At 43.3% G+C, this 17743-nt stretch carries 12 protein-coding genes and 1 pseudogene; 8 read left to right on the top strand and 5 right to left on the bottom strand.

Annotated elements, in window-relative coordinates; translation table 11 throughout:
- Positions 1 to 387 precede the first annotated feature (387 nt).
- On the bottom strand, positions 388 to 2511 hold the full coding sequence (locus tag BM095_RS04795) for a methyl-accepting chemotaxis protein (protein WP_091658272.1): 2124 nt from the start codon (positions 2509 to 2511) through the stop codon (positions 388 to 390).
- Between the two features lie 438 nt (positions 2512 to 2949).
- Here BM095_RS04795 and BM095_RS16750 point away from each other — a divergent pair.
- The 6 genes and pseudogenes from BM095_RS16750 to BM095_RS04770 form a co-directional block, all read left to right on the top strand.
- Positions 2950 to 3363: pseudogene (locus BM095_RS16750) on the top strand (flagellin N-terminal helical domain-containing protein); the annotation flags it as partial.
- Positions 3364 to 3685: 322 nt separating this feature from the next.
- Positions 3686 to 4678, top strand: a complete 993-nt coding sequence (locus BM095_RS16745; RefSeq protein ID WP_245757814.1) for a flagellin — start codon at positions 3686 to 3688, stop codon at positions 4676 to 4678.
- 73 nt (positions 4679 to 4751) lie between these two features.
- Complete coding sequence (locus BM095_RS04785; protein ID WP_091658269.1) at positions 4752 to 5078, top strand: hypothetical protein; 327 nt, start codon at positions 4752 to 4754, stop codon at positions 5076 to 5078.
- On the top strand, positions 5066 to 5311 hold the full coding sequence (locus tag BM095_RS04780; RefSeq protein ID WP_091658266.1) for a hypothetical protein: 246 nt from the start codon (positions 5066 to 5068) through the stop codon (positions 5309 to 5311). The genes BM095_RS04785 and BM095_RS04780 overlap by 13 nt, the downstream gene beginning before the upstream one ends.
- A gap of 729 nt (positions 5312 to 6040) precedes the next feature.
- A complete protein-coding gene (locus tag BM095_RS16820) occupies positions 6041 to 9448 on the top strand; it encodes a flagellin N-terminal helical domain-containing protein (protein ID WP_281243862.1) in 3408 nt (1135 codons plus the stop codon).
- Between the two features lie 23 nt (positions 9449 to 9471).
- The gene (locus BM095_RS04770; RefSeq protein WP_091658262.1) at positions 9472 to 9840 is read left to right on the top strand and encodes a hypothetical protein; all 369 of its coding nucleotides are present in this window, start codon (positions 9472 to 9474) and stop codon (positions 9838 to 9840) included.
- 617 nt (positions 9841 to 10457) lie between these two features.
- Here BM095_RS04770 and BM095_RS04765 read toward each other — a convergent pair.
- Both BM095_RS04765 and BM095_RS16870 read right to left on the bottom strand, forming a co-directional pair.
- Positions 10458 to 11429, bottom strand: coding sequence for a sigma-54 interaction domain-containing protein (locus BM095_RS04765; protein ID WP_322787595.1), 972 nt, complete (start codon positions 11427 to 11429; stop codon positions 10458 to 10460).
- Positions 11430 to 11519: 90 nt separating this feature from the next.
- A complete protein-coding gene (locus BM095_RS16870) occupies positions 11520 to 11996 on the bottom strand; it encodes a PAS domain-containing protein (protein ID WP_322787594.1) in 477 nt (158 codons plus the stop codon).
- A gap of 286 nt (positions 11997 to 12282) precedes the next feature.
- Here BM095_RS16870 and BM095_RS04760 point away from each other — a divergent pair, with 286 nt between their 5' ends.
- Together BM095_RS04760 and BM095_RS04755 are read left to right on the top strand one after the other, a co-directional pair.
- Entirely contained in the window at positions 12283 to 13875 is a 1593-nt protein-coding gene (locus tag BM095_RS04760) for a sodium:solute symporter family protein (RefSeq protein ID WP_091658259.1), read from the top strand.
- Positions 13876 to 13905: 30 nt separating this feature from the next.
- Complete coding sequence (locus tag BM095_RS04755; RefSeq protein WP_245757813.1) at positions 13906 to 15204, top strand: ArgE/DapE family deacylase; 1299 nt, start codon at positions 13906 to 13908, stop codon at positions 15202 to 15204.
- 95 nt (positions 15205 to 15299) lie between these two features.
- On the opposite strand, the gene BM095_RS04750 is transcribed toward BM095_RS04755, so the two are convergent.
- Both BM095_RS04750 and BM095_RS04745 read right to left on the bottom strand, forming a co-directional pair.
- Positions 15300 to 16778: an aldehyde dehydrogenase family protein gene (locus tag BM095_RS04750; RefSeq protein WP_091658258.1), complete on the bottom strand. Its 1479-nt coding sequence runs from the start codon at positions 16776 to 16778 to the stop codon at positions 15300 to 15302.
- A gap of 45 nt (positions 16779 to 16823) precedes the next feature.
- On the bottom strand, positions 16824 to 17720 hold the full coding sequence (locus tag BM095_RS04745; RefSeq protein ID WP_091658256.1) for an NAD(P)-dependent oxidoreductase: 897 nt from the start codon (positions 17718 to 17720) through the stop codon (positions 16824 to 16826).
- Positions 17721 to 17743 lie beyond the last annotated feature (23 nt).

Genomic DNA, 17743 nt, shown 5'->3' with positions numbered 1-17743 from the left:
GTTTTAACTGAACGTAGTGGGATATAAAGGGTGTAAGAAGAAGTGTTATATACCCGTGAATATCATTAACCAGCGATAGAGAACAAGACTTTTTTACACCACTAAAATAAGAAATTTAAGTCTTACCGTGTAAGCTTAATTTAGGAGTTGATTTTGTAAATACATAGAGTACCGTCGGCTCGAGGGCGCTTCCACCTGTACTGTAGAAGAAAGCTGCAGGGGGAGGCGGTTCTCAGAACGCTCACCAACAAAGTCTGTTTGATACGGTAACAAAATATGCTGATGTCTGAATCACCGAAGCATTGTGGCTTCATTAAAGACTGGTATATAGAAAACCGACCTTGTTTGAACAAGGTCGGTTGGGTGGAGATATGTGGAGATATATGTTTATACTTTAAACCTATTTAACATCTCACGTAATTCTTGCGCCATGGCGTTCAGTGATTTGGACGTTTCTGTCATTTCTTCCATGGATGCGAGCTGCTGTTCAGCTGCGGCAGCTACTTGTTGGGCATGTCCGGAAGAAGCTTCTGTGCTGCTTGCGATTTGTTGGGACTCCGCAGAAATTTCCTCTGATACAGCTGACATTTCTTCGGCAACAGCGGATAATCCTTCAATTTCGGTAACGACGCGTTGAATCGTGTTTGTGATTTGGTCAAAGGATTGTCCTACTTCTTCTATGCTGTCGATGCCTTTGTCTACCTCGGTGGCATTCGTATTCATAAAGTCACTGGCTTGATTCGTATCGGACTGAATCCCGTCTATGAGTTGGGAGATATTAGCCGCCGAATCTTTCGTTTCATCTGCTAATTTACGTACTTCGTCCGCGACAACAGCGAAGCCTTTCCCGGACTCTCCTGCTCGAGCTGCTTCAATGGCCGCATTTAAAGCGAGCAAATTGGTTTGTTCGGAAATGTCGGTAATGACAGAAACGATGCTTCCAATTTTGCCGGCGCCTGTTTGTAGTTGTTGAATAACCGTTTTTGATTCTTGTGTTTCGTTCTGAATGCGTCCCATCTGTTGAATGGCTTGCTGGACCGTTTCCTGGCCGGATTGGGCGGTTTTATTCATTTCGTTTGCTGCGTCTGATACAGTAGACGCTGTGTCCGCCACGCGCTGTACTCCTTGTGTCATCTCTTCCATGGATTTCGCGTTTCCTTCTGCTCCTTGCAGTTGGTTTTCTGATGAACGAGACACTTCTTCGATAGAGGAAGCGACTTCGTTGGCTGCCGCCGTGGATTGCTTCGCTCCTTCATCCATGGATACGGACGATTCCGCAAGCCTTTCTGTACTGTCTTGGACGCTGCCAATTAATTCTCGCATATTCTCCCCAATGGAGGCGAAAATTCGGGTAAGGTCTCCGATTTCATCTTGGCGGTTCATGTTTTTATTTCTCATGCTCCTTGAGAAATCTCCGGCTGCCATCTCTTTTCCGTGCTCTACGCTTTGACGGATTGGTTTTACAATGTTTCTGGTCACCATGAATATAATGACAGCAAGAACAATAATCACAACAGCACTTACCATTACAATCGTGATGGTAAGGTTCCTCGCATCCTCCGCGACTTCATTCATAGGAGCTGTGACAAAAGCGCTCCAAGGTGTGCTAACGCCATCAATCGTGACTGGAGTAAATAATTGATAGACTTCTTTTTCCAATGTATTCGAAAACGATTCGATATTTGCTACTTCCCCGGTTTGCACAGCGGCACTTACCGCGTCACCAGCGGACTCATTTTCCATTGAACTTTCAAAATATACCGTGTCTAACAAACTGTCATCCTGGTGAGAAATGACTTTTCCTTCATTCGATAATAAGCCGGCAAAGCCAGTGTCATAAAACGAAAAGTCACTCACGTATTGATGTAACGATTCTAAGGCAATGTCCACCCCTGTCATTCCAACAGTTGTTCCATCTACGATAACAGGCACCGCAATAGAAGTAATCAATTCATCGGTCCCATTCACTTCATATAGAAAAGGCTCAAATATGGAGCTTTCCCCTGTTTCTAACACGTGATGAAGATTATGGTGGGTATCATCGTTTGTGTCGTCATACCCAATGACCGGTTCTACTAGAAAAGCGTCGCCCTCTGTCATGGACCATACCGGAAGAAATCGCCCGGTCTCATCATGGCCCTCTACGTTTACAAACTCTTCATCTTTCCCGTCAAACGCGTCTTCTTCCCAAAACATCCAAGCCGTTAACACGGTAGCGTTTTCTGAAAGAAGCTTCCGTAAAGCCGCATTGGCCTCTTCACGTGCAGGGCTCTCCCCATCTTCAATCATTCCTTCGAATGAATGAGATATCGTTTCTACGGCACGCAAATTCTTCTCCAGTTCCAACTGAATGTCGCCTGCCAGGGACTCCCCGTGAGCTTCCAACGTCTCTTCCGCACTAGTGTGGGCCATGTCATACACAGTCGTAGACACGTACGCTACCATTCCAATAAAGAAGAGAAGGGTAGGAAGTAGAAGGAACACCAACATTCTTGATTGCAGATTTTTCACTATGTCCGCCTCCGTTAACAGATTGAAAAATTGGTCCTATGTACTAGTGAGATCTGATTCTATGATGATAACAAAGACCTAATAATAGAAATATCGGCATTTGAGACAAAATTTTTAATTTTTCAACCTTCGTAAATAAAGGGGAGGTAGAGACAAAAAATATCAAAGAAAAAATAGGAAAACGACTAAAAAGATGGAAGGAACCACCGATATAAGAAGTGAAGCAAGAACAAAACATTGCTTTCAAAAAAGAAGTCCAACGAGACTCACACTCGCGCGATGAGAAGGAGCATACATACCCTTCAATAGAGACTCCAAAGACTTCAAGCATTTATTACTTTGTCAAATCCTCAAAGAAAGCCTTTGAGATTTGAATAGAACACTTGTAACACAAGGACGTGGAGCAAGTAAAAACAAAACATTTGGAGGTTATTTAGTATGATTATCAACAACAATATCCCAGCGTTGAACACGTATCGTCAGATGGGAATCAACAACCAGGCAAACCAAAACTCAATGGAGAAGTTATCTTCAGGTCTTCGTATTAACAAAGCAGGAGACGATGCAGCAGGGCTGGCAATCTCTGAGAAAATGCGTGCACAAGTTCGAGGGCTAGATCAAGCGTCTCGTAACTCTCAAGATGGTATTTCTATGATTCAAACCGCTGAGGGTTCATTACAAGAAACGCACAATATTTTACAACGTATGCGCGAACTTGCGACACAAGCATCGAACGATACTAATGTAGAAGTGGATCGTGAAGAAATTCAAAAAGAAATGAACCAACTTTCTTCTGAGATTAACCGTATTGGTAATACTACTGAGTTCAATACACAAAAGTTATTAAAAGGTGATGGAGGAGTTAAATTAGAAGGAATTGGTATTGATGCAGCCTCTCTTGGCAAACTATCAGGTGGAGCAGAAAGATCGACTACTGAAGCAACTGTTACAGGGACTGTGGCTCAAGGTGCTGATGCTACAAGTACTGCATCAATTACAATCAATGGTCAAACTCTAACATTAAAACTTTAAAGCACAGAATACAGCGGGTGAAAACTCTAATGAGGTTTATAATGTCCAGTCAGGTGGAACAAATACCACCGCTGATGTAAATATTGATGCCGATCAATCAAAAGCTGAAACTGCTCAATCAATGAGAGAAGGCTTTCAATCAATGATTGATTCGAATGAGGAATTAAAAGGTAACTTCATTGTTTCAGGTGGTGGAGACTCAATTACAATTTCAGCAGTCAAAGGAGGAGATTTTGAAGGCGAAAAAGGCGATATTTCGGCTTTTTCTGAAACTGGAACTGAAGTATTTGATAGTACTAGCACAATTGCAAATCTTGGTACGGCTGACGAGGGTTCTACTACAGCTGCAACACAGGCTACTGGAACACTTACTATGCCAGCATTTACTAGTGTAGATGATTTAGTTGGAAAAGGTATAACAATTAATGGAGAAGCTTTAGAATTTTATGATGCTTCAAAAGGTGCTTACCAAGGTGATGCACAAGGAATTGATATAGGTGGAGCTGCAAGTAAGGCAAACGTAACTGATGCAATTGTAAGCCAAGCAAAAATTGATGGTGTAGTTTTAGAAAATGATGGTGTAGATGATGATTTGAAAGTTACAGCAGCTCAAGGTGGATTAGCTGGTAATGAAATTACTACAGCAGATGGTGGAATTCAAGAAGAATTTACAGCAACATTCCAAGTAGGGGCTAATAAAGACCAAAGTATGACAATTGAAATTGGCGATATGAGAGCTAAAGCACTTGGTGTAACTGCTGAAGCAGGTTCAGAGGGATTTGTTAATAATAATAATGTTACAAATGGTACTGATAATGTTACTAGAGAAGCTGCACTTGATGTATCAACCCATGAAAGTGCAACAGCAGCTATTGAAACTATTAACAATGCAATTGAAAAAGTATCTTCACAACGTTCTAATCTTGGTGCATTCCAAAACCGCTTAGAGCACACAATCTCTAACTTAGGAAATGCTTCTGAGAACTTAACAGCAGCAGAATCACGTATCCGTGACGTTGATATGGCGAAAGAAATGATGGAAATGACACGTACAAACATCCTTTCTCAAGCGTCTCAATCAATGCTTGCACAGGCTAACCAAAAGCCACAATCCGTATTACAATTACTTGGATAATATTATTATTCATATTGAGAGGGGGCTCTAGCATTGCTAGGGTCTCTTTTTAACTTGATATTAGGAGTGCATGATGAATAGAAAATTTAAGCAGTTTAGTGAGTTGTACTATACTGACATATGGCTCTTAGAAAAAATGTTAGCATTACCGAGAGATGAAAAACCTGGTATGGTAATTGGTGAAGGCGTAATTGAAGTAGAGATTCATGATACTTTTTCATTGAAGGACCAACAGGAAGCAATTATTAAGTATCGTTCTAGTGTTATCCCTGCAATATTTGTTTTTGCTCAAAAAATATATGGGGAGCTGTTTCATATAGTATTAATTAATAATAATAACAAGAAGAAGTCTAAACAAGAACACATTGAGAAGTGTATAAAAATAAAATGGATAAAATAACCAAAGTCTATCCGTTTTACTCAAAAGAAGAAATGATTGACTGGTTCAAAGGTAGTTACGAATTTGAAACACTTCGCCTTGCAAGAAATAAAGTGACTCATGATAAATATGAAATGAAGAACGGTTTACTGTATGTGATAGTTAGAACAGGAACTCTAGCATGGAAGGAAGATGAAGTTTTGAGTTTTGCAAGTTCTGTAATAAATAAAGCAAAAAAATGTTTGGTGAAGTAGAATTAAGAAGTGGATTGGAGGTCCAAGGTCTGTTTCTAACTCCACTAAATGCACTTTTGGGAAAAACGAGATAATTCCACACTACCCCGAAAGCCCATATGGCAGTAACTAGTACCCTGCACTAAAAAGACATTTCCCCCTAAACCCGCATCACCTCTACCTTGAAGCATATATTATAATAATAGAACGTACACTTGTTCTATGAACACTAGATGTTCAAGAATCAAACGACTTAAGCCTCTACTTTGATCATCGGAGTAGGGGCTATTTTCGTTTTAGGAGGAATAGAAAATGAAAAAGTATGCTTACAGAGGACAGTTACAAATGCCATTCACAGATGTTATGAAGAAAAAACAAAACCAGTCAAGAGGGTAAACATCGTCTCTCTCAAAATGGTCAGGGAGCCAAGCGTGTTGTACAAAGAACGAAAGATCAAGTCTTCAGAAAATACGTACAATTTGCTAAAACCATTTTAAGTAGATTCAGATAGAGAGAAAATGGTTTTGCTTGCACTAGACACGAAGGCGCAACCAACTGCTATTTATACTTGAGTGTTGGAAGATTGAATTCTAGCCTCGTACATCCATGAGATGTGATGAAGTTTGCCATCCTAAACGATTTGCATTTATTATATGGAAAACATTGTTAAAACGTCATCTCCTTATGCCGATAATAAAGGTATAGATGAGATTCTAGAAAAGAAAAGGTTTTGGAAATAAGGTGATGGGTATGAATATTCGACCTGCGGGACTGATGATTGGTCAGCAACGGAAAAATCAACTGCAGTTAAATCAGTCGTTTGCCAAGTTGGGGTCTGGACTACAGATTACTCGTGCAGCGGACGATGCGGCAGGGCTTGCCATTAGTGAAAAGATGAGAGCATTAATCCGCGGGGCTGAACAGGCATCTCGGAATATACAGGATGGTGCTTCGATGCTGCAGGCAGCGGAAGGTGGTATGGAAGAGATATCAGAAATGCTTCAGAGAATGAGGGAGTTGACTGTACAGGCTTCGAACGATACGTTGACCTCCCGAGACCGCCAGCTTATCGATGAAGAAATTAAACAATTAAATCAAGGAATACGAAATACGATTTTACATACAGAATTTAATACCCAGCAGGTACTTTCGAATACAGAGGAAGCGACTTACGCATATGAGGAACGGTCAGCGTCCATCGTATCTCACGTTGGTTCTGTAAGTCAAAGTCATAGTTTGGTAACGGACTATAATAAAGTTGGCTGGAATAGTAGCCAGAGAGAAGTAGTTACGAGTAATGAACGAGGGGTGACTCGTCCATCTACACTTTCCTCTACTGATGCACCATTTTCCTATAAAGTTTCAACCGTGGTGGATCATGAACCACGTTGGAGTAATGATGGGAAATCGATCATTTTTCAATCCACTCGGGACGGAGGAGAGTATGTGGTGGCTGCAGATGGAAGCGCAGATCCTAAGGAAAATACAACAGGTCTTGCCTCCAGAGGTCAGCAGGTCTACACGGACAATAATACGGTGAGGCTGAGTCAAAGTGGTGATACTCTACGCTTGCAAGAGAGAACAGCAAGTGGCTATTGGAGTACGATCTCTCATTTTTCCTACAATTCTTCAACCGACTCTAATAGGGGGTACAGTTTCTCTCCACGTATTGATGGCTCCAATCAGACATCTTTCGTTTACTCAGATTCCGACGGCAACCTACAAAGAGTAGACTTGGATCTTAATACCAGAGAGATTACAGGCACTGAACAGCTTATCACTACCAATGACCGGTTGAACCTACCTCCAGAAAATAATACAATCACTCTTCAAGATACACCAGACTTGTATCGGATGAATACGGGGGAGACATCTTTACAAGTTGAAAAACATACAGACAGTGGTAAAGAAGTTCTGACATACTGGGATGGAAACGGTAGTCCTCCTGATGGAGGATATTACACAGTTAGCGGACGAGATATTACATTTCATGACAAAGCGGTCATTGGTAATGAACCAATAGATGACGCGCAGGATTATTATCACGTATCCTATGTTTCTTCTTCTAATCCCAAACCCGAGGCTCATGTAACTTCACTTTCAAGTAGTGCAGAGATCTACAACATGGATGGTTCAGATGGGCCACGCAGCCTTCGTATTATGGTAGGAGGAAGGGAGGTATCACGTGAAGACTTATTGGACACGGTTCCGACCGACCCAACGACGGCAGATGGGGTATATGTTAATACGGGCAGCGGCCAAGTTGAATTCTACGGCAGCTGGAGGCCGGCACACAATGAATCGGTAACAGTAGAATATCTTCGTGATATGGATGGGCGGAACGGCATCCATTCCTATGATATCCCTTCTGATATTGATACATATAATCTTGATGAGCCGGACGGACCTCGTTCCCTGCGTGTGTATGTAGGAGGTACAGAAGTTGAATATAGTGATACGGATGGTTATACATTTAACTCGACTTCTGGAGAAATCAGTCTACATGGGAATGCACGTCCTGATGTGGCGGCAGGTGAAGAAGTTAGATATGAATATGTAAGAGATCGTCAAGATTATTTAACGACGGAAGAGGTATACGGCATTTCTCTTGGAAGCACCTATCCCGAAGTATATAACTTAGATGGTAATGGCCCTTCTTCTATCGTCGTATTGAAAAATGGAACGGAACGGGTGCCTTATTCTTATGTGAATGGTTTTCAATATAATGAGGATTCGAATGTTATTGAACTTTATGGTGATCATCGCCCGGATGTGAATGATACTTATGAAATACGAATGACGGCAGCAGGAAGTATCAGTCGGCAGGATGAAGTCGTAGAAGTGGACCTGATGCGGACACCGGAGACGTATGGAGTGGAGGATGACAACATCCCATCGACCTTTGATGTAAAAGTGGATGGTGTTACCATTGACTACGATCCAACAAAACAAAACGGCTATGTTTATAACTCGGCTACAGAACGAATCGAAATATACGGAGATGCGAGGCCTGATGCTTCAAACAGCGGGACGACGAATGTTCGGGTTGAATACGTTTATGAAAACCCACGTGTTGTATTGCGACCTGACACGTATGATTTCCGCGTTCCAACCGATACGCTGAACTATGGCCTAGGTGAAGAGGATGGACCGGTATCAGCGGTCGTGACATACAAAGGCGTGGAAATCCCTTATGATGAAGAAAGTGGTTTCACGCTTGATATTGGCACAGGAAAGTTGTCACTTCACGGAGATTACAGACCAACGAACGCAGACAACGCTGGTGATTACAGGTTTTATACTCTTCGGCAGAATGCAATTGAAATGAGCGTACCACCTGGAGCGCAGGTATATAAAGTAGAGTGGAATGGCGAGGACGTTCCTGAGGTCAAAAATGGTCATGGCTATCAGGTAAATGAAAATAATGTAAAATTAGTAGGAGATGCCCGGCCGAATGTAACGCCTTCACTGTCTAGAACAGAGATGGAAGTTTTTTATCATGATTCCACCGATGTCCCCCTCGATATCTCACCGATGACCATGGACATGAAAGTCGATTGTGAGAAAAATAACGTATCTCATTTATTTTCTGAAGTAGATCCGGATGCCATCGAAGTGAAATTAAATGGAGAAACCCTCGCCACTGACCAATTCTCATTAGCAGGAGGAAAAATTGATATCCATGATGAACTAGTGAATTTGCAGCTTGGGGACAATAGCATTGAAGTTGACTATCGTATACGTCATGTTACTGGCTATGAATCCAACTCATATACGTACCAAGTAGGTGCGGGCCAAGGAGATCAATACCAAGTGGACATTGCTTCTTTTAATAATTTGTTGTTGGATACAGACCAGCTTTGTGTCACTTCGGTAGATACAGCTCAGCAAAGCCTGGGGGTTATTGATGAGGCCTTAACCTTTGTAAATGGAGAACGAAGCAGTATTGGGGCAGCTCAGAATCGAATGGAAGCGATGAAAAGTGTAGCGGATACAGTAGCGGAAACAACGAGTCAGTCAGAAAGCCAAATACGAGATGTCGATATGGCAAAAGAAATAATGAAAATGACACGTGCCAACCTTCTTTCCCAGACCACTCAATCGATGATTGTCCAGGCGAACCAGCAGGCGCAATCTGTACTACAATTGCTTAAATAATAGGTATAGAGAGAAGTGATACAATGGAGAAACATATACATGTCATGAAACAGTCGGTAGAGTTAACCGATACGATGATAGAAGGATTACAACACATCCAATCCTTATTCAGCGAGGGTAAAATGGAGAGCACCATGTTTTTGTTTGAGGATATTGTGACGGCATTTTCGAGTGTGGAAGGAGCGATTCAGCCGGTGATGGAGGAGTTGTCTCAACAAGATCTGGACAACCATCTTCAACGTGTCCGAAACGCTTTGGAAGTTACTGTTACTGCGTATGAGAGGAAGCAATATGGGAAGGTGCAAGAAATCATTCAATTTACACTGCTTCCCCAAACCACATCGCTTCAACAAAATTTAGAAACAGCTTTTCAGCCCTATATTCTCTCATAAAATGTCAAGGTTAGGGGAGGTACTCCAAGCTCCGCTGTATATTGGAAGATAGAGGTTGTCTCAAAACCCCTAAAATAAAATGGTTGTCATTGTTCATGTAACTGACGACACGAGCAACATAATCCTTCGGTATCATAACTGAAAAATCCATGGGAAGATAGAATTGATTCATGGTATAAATCTTGGAAACTGACCATTTGGTTACTCATAAAAATCTCCTCTTTCTATAAAGTTTGTAGGGTTACCTGCATTATAGCGAAAGAGGCGATTTTTTCTATTACCTGGTTGATGGCGATCAGGTGAGACGCCTGCGGGACGTCGGCTAAGATAAATGAACTTCTACTAAGACCGCAAACGTCCTGTTTGCAACGTAGAAGTCACTGCATCCTGCGGAAGTCCGTCCTGTGGCCAACGCCGACACTAGCACTTCCTGTGCGTCGAAGCAATAGAAGGGCTTCTACGCCCGCGGCTAAGAAGACACAGTGAAAGCAAGCGTAGTGCCGCTTGAACTGATGTCGCCCTTGTGCCTGTGGTGCAAGCGAATGTATTTTTGTACAATCCACCCTTTCATGAAAAAGCCTCAATATTGAAGACTTCTTTGTTTACTAGGTTTTGTCTCACCCCTCTTCTTTGTACTTATGCCAGCGGCGCATGAAGGCGGATTGGCTGATGCCGAGGGCTTTGGCTGCTTTGCGGGTGGATTGATGTTTTTCGTACATTTGAGTGATGGCTTTTCGTTCGAGTTGTTCGATCATGTCTGGCAACGTCTCATTGAAGTCGATCTGCATGTTTGATTTGTCTTCTTGTTCCTTTTTTACGTCTTCAGGGAGGTCGTTCTCTTCAATCACGTCGTCACCGCTTGTGATGACGAGTCGTTCTACGACATTTTCTAGCTCTCGGATGTTGCCGGGCCAGCCGTACTGCTGCAGGTGGTCAAGTACGGGGCCGGAGAATTGCTTGGACTTCTTATGTCTTTTGTTGAAACGGTCGAGATTGGCTTGCAGCAAGGGGAAGACGTCTTCCTTTCGTTCTCGCAAGGCTGGTACGTGGATCGGTAACACGTTGAGCCGGTAGTATAAGTCTTCCCGAAATTCTCCATCGGCGACTTTTTGTTTTAAGTCTTTGTTGGTGGCGGCGACAATGCGGGTGTCCACCTGACGAACCGTCGTATCTCCTACAGGGAGAAAGGTTTTATTTTGAAGGAGCTGCAACAATTTCGGTTGTAAATGAAGAGGGAGTTCCCCGATTTCATCGAGAAAGAGGGTGCCTTTGTCGGCAAGCTGGACCATTCCTGTTTTTCCGCTGGCTGACGCTCCTGTAAATGCCCTACCGGTATACCCGAATAACTCTGACTCTATCAATGTTTCTGGGATCGCTCCGCAATTGACGTGAATAAATGGTTTTTCATGGCGCGCGCTCACGTCATGAATGCGCTCCGCTATGACATTTTTTCCGACACCTGTTTCTCCGGTAATGAGAACCGTTGTATCGACTTCCGCCACTTTATCAATTAAGTCTGCTATATAGCGGTAGGTCGGTCCCTTTCCGATGAAATTTCCTTCCTCTGCCTCTTTTTGGTGAACTTGCATTTTTCTTACTTCCTGGCTGTATTTTTGCAGCAATTGTTCAGTTTGCTGTAGTTGAAGGGTGGTCGCGATATTGTTGGTAATATCGCGGGATTACACAATCACGAGTGTCTCTCCATCCAGGTCGATTTTATGGCCGGATACGAGATATTGTCGGTTTCTCGTGGACGATTGTACCGTTGTGACTGGCTTTCCTGATTCTAATACGAGCCGTGTAATGGAAGGGTTCATGACACCTTCCTTTTCCAAGTCCCTCACGTTGCGTCCCACTAATTCCTCTCTTTTTTTGCTTAAAATCTCTTCACTTTTGTCATTAATCCAAATGGTCGTTCCGTTTCTGTCTGAGAAATATAACCCATCATTCAAGACATTGAAAATTTTTTGAACAAATTTATTACCTTTTATGATGTCAATACCCATATTCTCCCACCAATCATACAAACATTGAATCTGAAATGGTTCAATTCCTTCTTTATCTCTTTCTTGAGTGAACCAAATGACATTCACTCGAATCAAAAATGGTTCGTTCGAATAATATTTCATTTTATACGACGTTCCTTCTTTCGTCAACGCCGCACTTTTCTCCCATTTTCAATTATTAAAGTTGGCACAGTTTTTGCAATTAGTAATGACAACGATTTCAAAAATGATTAGTGAAGGGAGGTAAAAGTAGTGAACGTCGATGTCTTTATATTATTCCTTAATGCTTTTCTAACGACTTTCATCTCTTCGATCGTAGTCATTTGGATACTTAGAAAGACTACCTGTTATTCGTAAGCTTGAACAAGAAGAAGAGAGTCGTAATGGCGAAGAGAAACGACATATAAATTAGATAAGAAATGGGGGAGAGAGTCACATGACAACGGCAGTGTTTTTTATTGTCATCGCGGTTTATGTGATTGCCGGCGGCCTTGTTGCCAGGCTTATCAAAAATAAAGCAGATTTCTATGTCATGGGGGAGAAAGGAACGACGCTTTTAATCGTTGGTACATTAGCTGCCACGTATTTAAGCGCGGTAACGTTACTTGGTATTTCTGGTCAGTCTTACTCCGAAGGACCATTGGTTATTGCGGCACTTGGGTCATTCGGTGCTTGGATAGGAACGCTCTTGGCAGTCGTATATATAGGCAGAAAAATGAAAGCGCTTGGCTGCCAAACGATGCCGGACTTTTTTGAAAAACGTTTTAATAACAGAACAGTAAGTGTTATTGCCATTATTATTATGATCATTGGCCTGCTGGGCTATGGTGTGATCCAATTAATTGGTGCAGGATTAGTCCTTAGTGAGATTACTGGCATTTCGTTTCCTCTTATGATCATCTTATTTACCGTTGCATTGCTTGTGTTTTGTGCGATTGGCGGCATGTACGGTGTGGTCGTAACGGATACGATTATGCTATTTACCATGCTTGCGATATCGGCGGTGATTGCACCTTTGCTGATTGGAACGGCAGGCTTTGATAATATGAAAGCGATTGAAGAAACCATCCCGCATTATTGGACGATCGGAGGAGCCGAACAACGTCCGTTAGGCTGGTCGATTTCTCAGTTTCTCGTTTGGATTTTGTTCTTTTCTTGTACCCCTGCATTGGTTTCAAGGGTTTTTCCAGCCAAAAACGATTTCGTTATTTTGAAAGCAGCCGTCATTGGTGTGTTTCTCGCGCCATTTATGCAGCTCATTGTGTTCCTTGCCGCTGGTGCGATGCAAGTTATTCAGCCAGGAATACAAGATACGGACAATGTCATGGTCATTGGATTCTTAAATCACGTGCCGTCTTTCCTTGGAGGAATCGGTCTTGCCGGTCTCATGGCTTCTATCATGTCTACCGCATCTACTTTGTTTGTGTTGACTGGTTTCGCACTAGCAAGAGACTTATATGAACATATGCGTGATGAAAAAATGGATGAAAAACAAAGTCTTCGCGTCGGACGCTGGGCACAAGTGATAGTAGCCGTGGTCGTCTGTCTTATCGCGATTGCCCGCCCTTCAGCGATATACTGGATTTCCATCTATGCCGGTTCCATTTTCGGAGTAGGTTGGCTGCCAACCGTCGTCGGAGGATTAGAATGGAAGCGTATGAACAGTCAAGCGGCGATCGGCAGTATGATTGTCGGTACGGCCACGTTCATTTTAGTGGATGAATTAGCACGGAGAGAAATTATTTCTTTACCTGTTCATATTGATTCGTTGATGATCTCATTTGCCGTCGGAGTATTGACTCTTATAGTGATTGCATTATTTACGAAACCAAATGAGTATGAATTAAATTACTATAAAGAAATGAAACAAACCAACTTTGCCGATATTACGATTAATCAATACATGGCACAAGAAAATGGGTTGGCGAAGTTGAAGAAAGAGTACAAGCAAACGATGGTAATATCGATTGCCTTCATCTTCATTGCAGCCTTGATTTGGGGTTATTTCTTCATGATGATCGGTCTGTAATATGAGAAATTTCTAAAGGGAGTGAAGACTGTGAAAACAACAGTGAAAAATACACAAGTAACAGAAGACATTTTTAACCAAGTCGATCAATTGTGGGATGAAGAAGTGGAATTTCTACAGGAAATCGGACGCTATCCTACAACCTTAGGGAATGAACAAGCCCTTCAAAATTACCTCGCTAAGCATTTTGAAGAAATGGAACTCGATGTCGATCAGTTTGTCCCCGATATGAAAGAGCTGTCTTCCCATCCTGGCTTTTCCGTACCGGAATGGGGCTATGACGGTCGTACGGTTGTCGTTGCGAAAGCACCAGGAGCCGATGTGAAAAAAGGAAAAAGTCTTATATACCAAGGACATATCGATGTCGTGAGCCCGGAGCCGGTTTCTGCTTGGTCGTATGATCCATGGGGATCCACCATCAAGGACGGGAAAATGTACGGACGCGGAATCCAGGACATGAAATCAGGTGTCGCGGCCATGATTTATGCTTACAAAGCCGTTCGTGCAGCCGGCTACCGCCCAGCCGCTGACTTCATGCTGCAAACTGTCATTGAGGAAGAATGTACAGGAAACGGCGCACTTGCAGCTCTCGAAAAAGGTTATACGGCCGATGGAGCGCTCATTCCAGAACCATTCGGCTACAAAGCAACCAAATCCCAAGTCGGTGTCATGTGGATGCGCGTCAAAGTGAAAGGACTTGGCGCCCACACGGAACGCGCCAGCGAAGCGGTGAATGCAATCGAGAAATTGTATGTCATGATGGACGCGCTCAAAAAATATCGGACTCACATTAATGAAGAACCGAAGCATCCGGACTTCGCGGAACATCCGCATCCGCTCAATGTCAACATCGGTACAATCCAAGGGGGAGACTGGCCATCCAATGTTCCATCGGAAGCGACACTGGAAGCTCGCGTCGGCTTCTACCCAGGACAGGATCCAGACGAAATCAAAGCGAACGTAAAAGAGTGGTTGTTAGAAGCGGCCAAAGAAGACGAGTGGCTCCGTGAGTGCCCGCCGGAAATTACATTCTACGGCTTCCACGCTGAAGGATTCGCACTTGATGATCAATCCGAGCTTTTCCAAGTGCTTGACAGCGCTCATGAAACCGTCCTTCAAACACCGCCAGAGCGTTCAATCTTAACCGCAACCACGGATGCTCGCTTCTTCAATCTCTATTACGACATCCCGTGCACATGCTACGGACCAACCGGCGGTAACATGCACGGCATCGACGAATGGGTCGACCTCGAAAGCGTCAAAAACGTCACCAAAGTCTATGCCGATTTTCTCGTGAATTGGTGTGGAGTTGTAAAAGAAGAAAAATAATAGCTATGTCATGATTCGTTATATCTCTGACTTCAATGAAGTGAATATAGCAAATAACCCCCTGTCACGCTGATGACAGGGGGTTGTTTTGATACTTATTTATTATGAGGCTTCACGTATGCTGTTTTCCATTCGGTGAAGAAGTTGATACCGGTGCTTCCTTGTTCTCTGTATCCGCCGATACCTGTGTCTTTGATTCCTCCGAATGGAAGGTGTGGCTCACTCCACATGGTCATCATGTTCACGTGCGTTAATCCTGCTTCGACGTGATCCATGAAGTGTGTTGCTCGTTCCATGTCGTTCGTGTAGATCGTAGAAGAAAGACCGTAATCAATGTCGTTTGCCCACTCTAGCGCTTGATCGTAGTCTTCTGCGATCATGATGCTGATCACGGGACCGAAGATTTCTTCTTGTGCGATCGTCATGTCTGGTGTCACGTTGCGGAAGACAGTAGGAGCGATAAAGTAACCGTCGCTATGTTCGCCATCTTCCAGTTGATGTCCGCCGGCAAGAAGTTCCGCGCCTTCTTTTTTACCAATTTCAATGTATTCGAGGATTGATTTCATGGCGCCTTCGTCGACTACAGGTCCCATGGTTGTTCCATCTTCCATTGGGTTGCCTACTTTAACGTTCTTAACTTTTTCAAGCAGCTGTTCAATGAAGGTTTCGGCGATATCTTTGACAAGAATCACACGGCTCGTTGCTGTACAACGCTGTCCGCTTTCTCCAAAGCCGCCATCGATAACGTTGCTTGTCGCAAGGTCTAGGTCAGCGTCCTCTAGAACGACAAATGGGTTTTTTCCTCCCATTTCAGCTTGGAAGCGGCCGCCGCGTTCAGCCACAAGCTTGTTGATGTGGCTGCCGACAGGGTTAGAGCCAGTAAAGGAAACAGCTTTAATATCTTTGTGGCTCGCGATACCGTTCCCGACGACAGAACCAGAACCAGTGATGAAGTTAACCACGCCATCTGGAAGGCTTACTTCACGATATGCTTCGATCAAACGATAGCTGATTAATGGTGTCTGACTGGATGGCTTGAAGACAACCGTGTTACCAGTAGCGATCGCAGTAGCAATTTTCCAAGCCGCGATGGCAAGTGGTACGTTCCAAGGAGTAATGACGCCTACCACTCCGAGCGGTTCGCGTTTCGTATATGCGCGGACACCTGGAATCCAGGATGGGATTGTTTCACCTGTCATGCGCTCTGCTTCTCCGCTTAGAAAACGCATCGCACGAATCGTACGTACAACCTCTGCGTCCGCATCCTTGTAAGATTTCCCTACTTCACGAACGAGAAGTTCTTTGTATTCTTCAGCTCGTTCTTCAATGTAGCGTGCTGCTTTTTGAATATATTCTCCGCGAGCCGGAGCCGGTGTTTCTTTCCAATCTGGGAGTGCTTTTTTAGCAGCCTCTACTGCTTTTTCTAAATCTTCTTGGGTAGATTTTTGGAAGATACCTAGTTTCTCAGATTTTTTCGCCGGATTTTCTACTACGATCGTTTCGTTTGCACTAGATGCTGTTTCTTCGCCGCCAATCAAGTTGTAATATGTTGTGATATTAGAAGTTTGAGTCATAATATTTGTCCCTCCATAAATGTAATATATTTGTTCACCTTTTGATTATTGTTTTTGCTTTTGTCCAAGCTTCTGCAAGTACAAGTAAACGGCGGACATATCGTTATGTCCATACCCATTATCCGCCACTGTGGAATACCAGTCAACTAGTTTATCTCCGATAGGGAGTTGGGTTCCTGATTCTTCAGCCATTTGCTGGGCTAATTTTAAATCTTTTAATAAAAGATTCGTAGAGAAGCCAGGCTCGTAATCTTCATTGGCCATGTATTCTTTATAGTTTCGGTCATAGATTTTACTTTGTCCGTAGCTGACATTTAAAATGTCGTACATTGTCTGTCTATCAAGACCCATGTTCTCTCCTAATGTAAGGGCTTCGCCGACCGCTTCTGTATAGAAGCCGATCATTAAGTTGTTGATTAACTTAATGACAGTGCCGCTGTCATACCCTTCTCCGAGATAGAAGAGGTTACCACCGAGCACGTCGAGAACTGGACGGACTTCTTCATAATCTTGTTTAGGGCCTCCTACCATGAATGTAAGTGTCGCATTCACAGCACCGATAACTCCGCCGCTGACAGGTGCTCCTAAGTAGCGGACGTTTTTCTCTTTGCAGGCTTCTCCCAGTTCCCGGTTCAGCTCAGAAGAGACGGTACTTGTATCTGCGATGAGTAAGTTTTTTGGTGCATGAGCGAGAATACCGTCTTCTCCTAGATACACATCGCGTACGATCGGAGGTGACGGAAGGCTGACAAACAGTACATCTGCGTTTTCTACCGCTTGTTTGACTGTTGGACAGCTGTTTCCGCCTTTATCGGCAAATGTGTTCAACGCTTCTTCATTGATATCATACCCATAGACCGTGTAACCATTTTTTAATAAATTTTCTGCCATGGGCGCTCCCATGTTTCCTAAACCAATAAAACCTATAGTCTTGTTGCTCATAATTATTTCCTCCTCATGAAGTG

Origin of the sequence: Alteribacillus iranensis (assembly GCF_900113025.1) — a bacterium.
Lineage (GTDB): Bacteria > Bacillota > Bacilli > Bacillales > Marinococcaceae > Alteribacillus_A > Alteribacillus_A iranensis.
The sequence above is the reverse complement of the archived record's forward strand: the minus strand, read 5'-3'. Positions and strand labels throughout refer to the sequence as shown.

What these genes read in the sequence shown, in the direction of transcription:
- BM095_RS04770 (WP_091658262.1), top strand. Translation starts at nt 9,472, where the DNA reads ATGGAGAAACATATACATGTCATGAAACAGTCGGTAGAGTTAACCGAT.
- BM095_RS04780 (WP_091658266.1), top strand. Translation starts at nt 5,066, where the DNA reads ATGGATAAAATAACCAAAGTCTATCCGTTTTACTCAAAAGAAGAAATG.
- BM095_RS04750 (WP_091658258.1), bottom strand. Translation starts at nt 16,778, where the DNA reads ATGACTCAAACTTCTAATATCACAACATATTACAACTTGATTGGCGGC.
- BM095_RS04745 (WP_091658256.1), bottom strand. Translation starts at nt 17,720, where the DNA reads ATGAGCAACAAGACTATAGGTTTTATTGGTTTAGGAAACATGGGAGCG.
- BM095_RS04785 (WP_091658269.1), top strand. Translation starts at nt 4,752, where the DNA reads ATGAATAGAAAATTTAAGCAGTTTAGTGAGTTGTACTATACTGACATA.
- BM095_RS16820 (WP_281243862.1), top strand. Translation starts at nt 6,041, where the DNA reads ATGAATATTCGACCTGCGGGACTGATGATTGGTCAGCAACGGAAAAAT.
- BM095_RS04760 (WP_091658259.1), top strand. Translation starts at nt 12,283, where the DNA reads ATGACAACGGCAGTGTTTTTTATTGTCATCGCGGTTTATGTGATTGCC.
- BM095_RS04765 (WP_322787595.1), bottom strand. Translation starts at nt 11,429, where the DNA reads ATGCAAGTTCACCAAAAAGAGGCAGAGGAAGGAAATTTCATCGGAAAG.
- BM095_RS16745 (WP_245757814.1), top strand. Translation starts at nt 3,686, where the DNA reads ATGATTGATTCGAATGAGGAATTAAAAGGTAACTTCATTGTTTCAGGT.